We start from the raw sequence: 8,221 nt of genomic DNA, 5'->3' as shown, positions 1-8,221 counted from the left end.
GGGCGTGGGTGCGGCGGCCGGGCGGGCGGGTGGTGTCGGCGGCCGGCGCGCGGCGCGGGTTCCTGCGCCTGCGTTCGGCGCGCAGGCAGGCCCGCAGGCCCTCCGGGTCGATGCCCTCGTTGCAGGCGTGGTGGAGGAGTTGGGCGAAGCGGTAGCCGGCGTCGGCGCGGAGGGCGAGGCCGAGGGCGATGCGGGCCGTCGGCTCGTCGCCGGCGGACCAGGAGATCCAGCCCGCGAGGGTGAGCGGGGCCGCCGCGTGCTCCCGGTAGGCGCCGACGCAGCGCCTGGCGAGGGCGCGCCACAGGCGCAGGGCGGCCGCCGATTCGTCGTCCTCCATCCATTCGGCCGCGATGTCCCTGGTTTCCCGGTCCTGGAGGCCGAGGATGACGGAGGCGGCCTCGTCGTGGCCGAGGAGGGCGTCGTCCCACTCGTCCGCGCAGGGCCCGCCTTCGGCCGGCGGGGCGAGGGAGAGGCGCCGCAGGAGCGTGCGGGCCAGGGTGACCGTCTCGGCGCCCACCTGCTCCCGGGTGGCCCCGTCCAGGATCTTCGGTACGAGGGCGGCCGCGGCCCGGTCGAGGGCCTGTTCCATCTCCACCGCAAGGGGGCCGCGGAGCGGGGAGAGCCCGGCCTCCAACTCGCGCAGGGAGCCGCGGATCCGCAGTCCGGCGAAGGTGGCGGCCGCCGCTGCCACCGAGGTGCCCGGAGCGGCCAGGGGGAAGCCCTCGGCCGGGCAGCAGCGCTCGTCCGGGCAGCAGTAGGACCAGTAGCGGCCGCCCGAGATGCACACCGCTTCGAGGACGGGCACCTCGAGTGCCCCGCAGGCCAGCCGGATCCGCTGGGCGAGGGGCCGCAGCCGGGTCATCACCCGCTGGGCGCCGTCTCCGGGCTCCGGGTCCTGGCAGAGGAACAGGATGATGCCGTCGGGGCGGCCGCCGCGCCGCTCGCTGCCGTGGACCAGGCATTCGGCGACCTGCCGGGCGGTGTCCTCCCATTCGGCCGGGACCGGGGGGATTCCGAGCCGGAGCCGGCCGCCGAAGCGGCCGCCCTCGCCGTGCACGGCGACCATCACGAGGGAGTCGGTGGGGTGGAAGCCGAGCATGTACGGCAGTGCGTCGGCGAGTTCGCCCGGGCTGCGCAGGGTGACCCGCGGCGGGGCGGGATCTCCCGGCGGGCGGGCGGGAGGCTCGTGGGACGGGGTGCGGGATGCGTGGTCGTTCGTCATGCCCCGAAGGTCCCGCGCCCGGCGGCACCCCCGAAAGCCCTGTGGATAACTCCACTTGCTCAGCGAGATTTTGATTCTTCAATTTCCACAGCGGTGGCGCGTACGGGCTGCCCTCCGGTCCCATGGCGACAGGACACGGCCGCCCCCCGCGCCTCTCGGGCCGGTGGAGCGGTCATGGACGGCTCGAGGACGATCCGAGCGGTGGTCCACCGGGCTGTGCCATGGTCCGCTCCGATCATCGGCGCCGAGATGGAGGCAGGATGCACACTCAGACTGGCCGGGGGACCGGACTGGTGGCCCGTTCGGCGGGACTGGCCGAACTGGCCCGCCGCCACGCCCCCGACGCCGAGGACCAGCGCCGCTTGGCGCCCGACGTCGTGGAGCGCATGCTGGCGACCGGATTCGCCCGGCATTTCGTCCCCGCCGCGTTCGGCGGCACGGAAGGCACGTTCGAGGAGTTCAACGCCGCCGTCGCCACCGTGGCCGAGGGCTGCGCGGCCACCGCGTGGTGCGCGTCGGTCGCGGCCAGCCTGGCGCGGATGGCGGCCTGCCTGCCGCGGGAGGCGCACGCCGGGATATGGGGCGAGGGGCCCGACGCGTTCGTGGTCGGCTCGCTCTCCCCCGCCGGCAAGGCCGTTCCGGTGCCGGGCGGCTGGAGCGTGTCCGGCTCCTGGGCGTACATCAGCGGCGTCGACCACTCCGACTGGGCCGTGCTCTGCGCCGTCGTACCGGGCGCCGGGAGCACCCCGCCCGGACCGCCGCCGGCGCGGCTGTTCGCCCTGCCCCGCACCGACTACGCGGTCAAGGACACCTGGACCGGCTCCGGCATGCGCGGCACAGGCAGCAACACCCTCATCGCCGAAGAGGTGTTCGTGCCCGAGTCGCGGAGCGCCGAGCGGCAGCGCCTCTTCGACGGGCTGCCCCTCGCCTCGGACGCCGACTGCCACACCGTCCCCATCCAGGCCGTCAACGGGCTCTCCTGCGCGCCGATCGCCCTCGGCGCCGCACGCGAGGCGCTGCGGCTGTGGACCGGCGACACGGTGCAGCGGCTGGAGCGCGGAGCCGGCCGGCCGGGCGTACCGGGCCCCTCCCGGAGCACGTACGAGGCGGTCCTGACCCGCAGTGCCGGCGAGATCGACGCCGCCGCGCTGCTGCTGGAGCGGGCCGCGCGCCTCGCCGACGGCGGCTCGCGCGTCACGGCCGAGGAGACCTCCCGCAACGTCCGCGACTACGCCATGGCCACCGAGCTGCTGGTGAACGCGGTGAACCGGATGTTCGCCACCGCCGGCACCTCCGGCCAGACCTCCGACAGCCCGCTCCAGCGGATCTGGCGCGACGTCAACTCGATCGCCACGCACATAGCCCTGGCCTTCGACCCTGCCGCGGCGCAGTACGCGTCCCACTCCTTCCCCCGCTGACGCGGCCCGGTCCGCCGGCCGGCGCTCCGGGCACCGGCCGGCGGCCCCCGTTTGACATGGAGCGCGCTCCAACGACCAGCATGACGGGCAGGCACCGACCCGCCCAGGAGGCACAGCATGACCGACATCCCCACCCGGCACTTGGGCGCACTGGCGGTTTCCGCACAGGGCCTGGGCTGCATGGGCATGAGCCACGGCTACGGAGCCACGGACGACACGCAGTCGATCGCGACGCTGCGGCATGCCCTCGACCTCGGAGTGACCCTCCTGGACACGGCCGACTTCTACGGCTCCGGGCACAACGAGGAGTTGATCGGCAAGGCCGTCGCCGGCCGCCGCGACGAGGTCGTCCTGGCGACGAAGTTCGGCTTCGCCAACCGCCTCGGCGAGCCCACCCGGGTGCGCGGCGACGCCGCCTACGTGCGGCAGGCGTGCGAGGCGTCGCTGCGCCGGCTCGGGGTCGACCACATCGACCTGTACTACCAGCACCGTGTCGACCCGCAGGTCCCCATCGAGGAGACCGTCGGCGCGATGGCCGAGCTGGTGCGGGCGGGGAAGGTCCGCCACCTCGGGCTGTCCGAGGCCGGGGCCGGGACCGTCCGGCGGGCGCACGCCGTCCACCCGATCGCCGCGCTGCAGAGCGAGTGGTCGCTGTGGTCGCGGGACCTGGAGGCGGAGATCGCCCCGGTCTGCCGCGAGCTGGGCGTCGGCTTCGTCCCCTACGCACCGCTCGGGCGCGGCTTCCTCACCGGCAACTACGCCTCCGTGGACGGGCTGGCCGACAACGACGTCCGGCGCGGCCACCCCCGCTTCGCCGACGGCAACCGGGAGCGCAACCTCGCGATCGTGGCGCGGCTGGAGCAACTGGCCGCCGCCAAGGGCGTCACCGCCGGCCAGCTGGCCCTGGCCTGGTTGCAGCACCGCGGCGAGGACGTCGTGCCGATCCCGGGCACACGGCGGGTGCGCTACCTGGAGGAGAACCTGGCGGCCCTGGCCGTGGAGCTGTCCCCCGAGGACCTCGCCGCGATCGAAGCGGTCGCCCCGCCCGGGCGGTTCTCGGGCACCCGCTACGACGCGACCGGCCTCGGCTTCGTCAACGGCTGAGGTCCGGGAGCGGCCGGAGCACCGGAGCATCCGGGCGGCACCCCTGCCCCGCAGCGGGGGCGCCGCCCGCGGGCCGTGCCCGGCCTCCTTCCATGGGCCGCGCCCGGCCTCCTTCCATGGGCCGTGCACGGCCTCCCGGGGCCGGCTCCGGGCCGCCCCGGGCCCGCGGGCAGACCGCCCGGACGGCGGTCCGGAGCCGCCCTGCGGCATGTGAGATCTTCACGTCCACCCGTGTCCGCGTCACTGGTTCGCGGCTCGACCGGACTGCGATGCTGGCTCCATGGAATTCGGAGTTCTCGGACCGCTCGAAGCCCGCATGCACGACACCTCCGTAGTACCGACCGCCGGCAAACCCCGACAGATCCTCGCGCTGCTCGCGATCCGCGCGGGCCGCGTCGTCCAGGTGGAGACGCTGATGGCGGAGTTGTGGGGGAACGCCATCCCCCGCAGCGCCGCCACCACGCTCCAGACCTACATCCTCCAACTGCGCCGCAAGCTCACGGAAGCCGGCGTGGAGCGGACCGGCCGCACGGCCAAGGACGTCCTGGCGACCTGCTACGGCGGGTACCGGCTCGCCCCGGAGGACTTCACCCTCGACCTGCTGGAGTTCCAGCAGCTGGTCCGCCAGGGCGACCGCGCCCTGGCCGACAACGACCCCGGCTCGGCGTCCGCGCACCTCAGCCGCGCCCTGAACCTGTGGCGCGGGCCGGCCCTCACCGACGTACCCGTCGGGGAGATCCTCGGCACGGAGGTCATCGGCATGCAGGAGGAGCGCGCCTGGGCGCTGGAGATGCGCCTCGACGCCGACCTCAGCCTGGGCCGGCACGCGGAGATCATCGGCGAGCTGCGGATGCTGGTGAGCCAGCAGCCCATCCACGAGACCTTCTCCGCCCAGCTGATGACCGCGCTGTACCGGGCCGGACACCCCTGGCGCGCGCTCGACGCCTTCCAGGCGCTGCGCCACGCCCTGATCAAGGAGCTGGGGGTGGAGCCGTCGCCGCGGCTCCAGCGGCTGCACCAGTCCATCCTGGCCAACGACACCGACCTCCACCTGTCCGCCCCGATCCCCCATGCGCTGTCGGCCTAGCCGGAGTACGGGGGAACGCACGCAACGACGAAGCTCCTGGTGCACGGGTCCGCGATCCCACGGTCCCGTGTCCGCCAGGAGCTTCGTGCGTTCCGTCCGCGCCGTCGGCCGCCGGCCGCCGGCGGGTCAGGCCGCCTGGTCGTAGCCGACGGCGCGCGAGCGAAGCCGGAACCGGTCGCCCGCGGTGTCGATGACGTCGTGCAGGACGATGCTGACGCCGATCTCCGGCCGCTCCTGCGGGCGGGTCTGCACGATCAGGGCGTAGACCGTCGAGACGATGCTGCCGTCCTCCTGCGGGTCCAGGACGATCTGGTTGAAGTAGTGGCGCAGCTGCGTCGGGTTCCCCTCGAACTGCTTCATGAAGGCGCGCAGCTCCTCCAGGATGGCCCCGGGGCCCACGGCGGGCTCGGCGCCCGGGGTGAGGGCGAAGCTGCCGTCCTCGGTGAACGTCCCGGCGTGCTCCTCCAGCCGGCCGTTGTCGAGCGCCTGCATCTGGCGGGCGTAGAAGTGCTGTACCTGGGCGTAGAGTTCGCTGCTCACCGCGGCGCTCATGGCCGACCTCCGTGTCGGGGCGGAAAATGACGTGGGCAAGATGCACCAGGCCGCTCGAGATCCCCTCGAGACCCGGTGGTGCGGCCCGGCGCGGGGCCGCCGCACCCGCGGTCCGCGCGTGCGGCGGCCCCGTGCTCAGAGGGCCTGGAGCGCCAGGCGGCGCTCCGGTTCCCAGGTGCCGAACTCCCCCTGCTGGTAGAGGGCGGCGGTGCCGGGGTACGTCTCGCTCTCCTCGATCCGCCCTATCAGCAGCAGGTGGTCGCCCGCCTCGACGGTCTGGACGAGCCGGCAGCCCGCGTACGCTACGGCCGCCTCGGTGAGCACGGGCACCCCCGCGAGCCCGGCGCGCCAGGCGACGCCCTCGAACTTGTCCGCCGACTTGCCCGCGAAGGTCCGCGCCGTCGCCTGCCCCTGCCGGGCGAGGAAGTTCAGCGCGAACACCCCCGAGGAGAGCATCGCGGGGAGGGTCCGGGACCCCTTGCCCACGCACACCAGGAGCAGGGGCGGGGCCGCGGAGACCGCGGAGAAGGCGTTGCAGGTGAATCCGCTCGGCTCGCCGTCCTCGCCGAGCGTGGTGACGATCGCCACCGGGGTTGGAAACGTACCGAATACCTGGCGGAATGCATCCGCGTTCAGCATGTCCACTCCGAAGACCAGTCGCGGGCCTCTCCCGCTGCTGGCGGCACTATTGAGGCAGTGGCCAGAAGGTGCCTGGAGGAACCCTCGAGGCCGGAGCGGGCCGCTCTGGAGCGTTCAAGCGGGATGCGGTGCGTCCCCGGTCAGGCCGTGTTCGTCGACGAGGGTGAGCAGGCCGGCGCCGGCGAGGTAGCCGACGATGTCCTCGGTGACCTGCCGCGGCAGGGGGAGGGCCGCGGAGACCGCGGTGAGCGTGGTCGGCCAGGCCAGCGTCATCGCCACCCAGGCGGCCTCCTGGCGGTGCAGGACGACCCGGTGGGGGGAGTCGTCGGACTCCAGGACGCAGCCGACGCCCGAGTCCGGCACGGTGAACGCGACGTGCCGGGGCAGCCGTACGCGGCAGTCGCCGGTCGGGCGGATCCGCACGAACGGCGCCGCCGACGACAGCGGGAACACCGACAGCAGGGGCCCCTTCAGGTCGTCCACCCCGAGGGTGCGCACCACGAGGTGCGAGAGCCTGTCGAGGGTCGGGAGGGCGACGCGGCACTGGTCCTCGGGACTGCTCAGGGCGTTGGCCAGCAGCACCGGCCCGAGCTCCATCCTCCGCAGCACCTCCCGGACGGCGGCGCTGGGCCGGTCGAGCCGGTCCTGCCCCCAGCGGCTCGTGAGCAGCAGCGCGCCGCCGGCCCCCTGGTCGATGATCACGTCTTCGGAGAGCGACCAGAGATGGAAGGTCCGGGGCCCTCCGGTCGTACGCCGCATATCGCACCTCTCTTGCCTGGCGGAGGGATTCGTCGAGTATGGAGCCGGCCCCCGGCCCGCGACAGCCTCTGCGCCGATCGGCCACCACGCATCCTCGTCCAGTCGGGGGCGCCTGTCGGCCGGTGCGCGGCGCGAGTTGACGAAGTCCGGGGAAGTCCGTCCGCCGAGTCGGCGCAGGGCGGCCCGCGGCACACCGGGGTCAGGAGCGGGCGGAGGCCGCGCCGCTCTTCCGGCCGGAGAAGAAGGTCACGAGCATCGCGGCGAGCGCGAAGGCGCCGGCGGCGAGCATCGCCGGCCGCGGGCCGGAGGCGTCGATGACCAGGCCGCCGATGAAGGAGCCGATGCCGATGGCCCCGTTGAACGCGGCGACGTACAGGGAGGAGGCGGCCTCGCTCTCCTCGGGGACCAGGCGCATCACCCAGGTCTGCAGCGCCACCGGAAGCGCCGCGTAGACGATGCCCCAGCAGACGAGCATCGCGATGACCAGCGGACCGCTGGCGCCGCCCGCGTACATGACCGCCATGATGAGCGCCATCAGGCCGGTGCTGGCGATGATGCTGGTGCGCAGGGCCCGGCCGACGACCGCGCCGGCGGCGAAGTTGCCGACGAGGCCGGCCGCGCCGAAGACGAGCAGCAGCGCGCCGACGAGGGACGGGCGGATGCCGGTGACCTCCTCCAGGTACGGGGCGACGTACGTGAAGGCGAGGAAGTGGCCGCTCATGATGAGCGCGGTGACGCCGACGGCGGCGCGCAGTGCCCGGTGCCGCAGTACGTGGACGAGGGCCTTCAGGTCGCCGCGGCCCTTGGCCGGGAGGGCCGGCATGAAGAGCAGGCTCGCGGCGAGCACGAGGAAGCCGAGGAGGCCGACGCAGACGAAGGCGGTGTGCCAGCCGGCGGACTGCCCGACGGCGGTGCCGAGCGGGGTGCCGGCGACGGAGGCCAGGGAGATGCCGCCGAGGACGACCGAGGTGGCCTTCACCGCGTGCCGTTCGGGGACGAGCCGGACGGCGACGGCGATCGCGATGGACCAGAACACGCCGTGCGCGAGGGCGACGATGATGCGCGCGGTCAGGAGCAGGGCGTAGCTGGAGACGACGGCGGCCATGAGGTTGCCGGCGATGTAGAAGGCCATGAGGGTGACGAGCAGCCACTTGCGGTCCATGCGCCCGGTCAGCGCCGTCAGGGGCGCCGCGGTCACGGCGGCGATCGCGGCGAAGCCGGTCACGAGGAAGCCCGCGGAGCCGAGGGAGACGGAGGTGCCCTCGGCGATGGACGGGAGGAGGCCGATGGGGAGGGTCTCGGTGGTGACGAACGAGAACACGCCGAGGGCCAGCCCGATCACGGCCAGCCAGCCGCGCCAGGCGGAGCCCGGTGGGGCCTCGGCGGACGGGGTGGCCGCGTCGGCCTGGCCGGGCGGCGGCGCGGTGGCGGGGGCCCCGG

Annotated in this window: 8 protein-coding genes; 3 read left to right on the top strand and 5 right to left on the bottom strand. The window is 74.1% G+C overall.

Annotated elements, in window-relative coordinates; all coding sequences use genetic code 11:
• Nucleotides 1-1,222: DUF4192 domain-containing protein (locus EF903_RS24130; RefSeq protein WP_148142562.1), on the bottom strand; the 1,222-nt coding region annotated here is incomplete at its 3' end.
• 260 nt (nt 1,223-1,482) lie between these two features.
• On the opposite strand from EF903_RS24130, the gene EF903_RS24125 reads away from it, so the two are divergent.
• The 3 genes from EF903_RS24125 to EF903_RS24110 all read left to right on the top strand — a co-directional run bounded on the left by EF903_RS24125 (nt 1,483) and on the right by EF903_RS24110 (nt 4,831).
• Nucleotides 1,483-2,640 carry an acyl-CoA dehydrogenase family protein gene (locus EF903_RS24125; protein ID WP_125546484.1) on the top strand — a complete coding sequence of 386 codons (1,158 nt, stop codon included), beginning with the start codon at nt 1,483-1,485 and terminating at the stop codon, nt 2,638-2,640.
• Nucleotides 2,641-2,757: 117 nt separating this feature from the next.
• The gene (locus tag EF903_RS24120) at nt 2,758-3,744 is read left to right on the top strand and encodes an aldo/keto reductase (RefSeq protein ID WP_125546482.1); all 987 of its coding nucleotides are present in this window, start codon (nt 2,758-2,760) and stop codon (nt 3,742-3,744) included.
• A gap of 280 nt (nt 3,745-4,024) precedes the next feature.
• Nucleotides 4,025-4,831 carry an AfsR/SARP family transcriptional regulator gene (locus EF903_RS24110; protein ID WP_125546479.1) on the top strand — a complete coding sequence of 269 codons (807 nt, stop codon included), beginning with the start codon at nt 4,025-4,027 and terminating at the stop codon, nt 4,829-4,831.
• A 126-nt stretch (nt 4,832-4,957) separates the two neighbouring features.
• Here EF903_RS24110 and EF903_RS24105 read toward each other — a convergent pair whose 3' ends face one another.
• The 4 genes from EF903_RS24105 to EF903_RS24090 all read right to left on the bottom strand — a co-directional run.
• Nucleotides 4,958-5,383, bottom strand: coding sequence for a nuclear transport factor 2 family protein (locus tag EF903_RS24105; protein ID WP_125546477.1), 426 nt, complete (start codon nt 5,381-5,383; stop codon nt 4,958-4,960).
• A 135-nt stretch (nt 5,384-5,518) separates the two neighbouring features.
• The gene (locus EF903_RS24100; protein WP_125546474.1) at nt 5,519-6,022 is read right to left on the bottom strand and encodes a flavin reductase family protein; all 504 of its coding nucleotides are present in this window, start codon (nt 6,020-6,022) and stop codon (nt 5,519-5,521) included.
• A 114-nt stretch (nt 6,023-6,136) separates the two neighbouring features.
• Complete coding sequence (locus tag EF903_RS24095; RefSeq protein ID WP_125546473.1) at nt 6,137-6,781, bottom strand: NADH oxidase; 645 nt, start codon at nt 6,779-6,781, stop codon at nt 6,137-6,139.
• Nucleotides 6,782-6,980: 199 nt separating this feature from the next.
• Nucleotides 6,981-8,221, bottom strand: a 1,241-nt coding sequence (locus EF903_RS24090) for an MFS transporter (RefSeq protein WP_148142561.1), incomplete at its 5' end; no start/stop codon positions are given.

It is taken from the genome of Streptomyces sp. WAC05292, from assembly GCF_003949955.1.
Classification (GTDB): Bacteria; Actinomycetota; Actinomycetes; order Streptomycetales; family Streptomycetaceae; genus Streptomyces; species Streptomyces globosus.
This window is presented reverse-complemented; position numbering and strand designations above follow the sequence as displayed.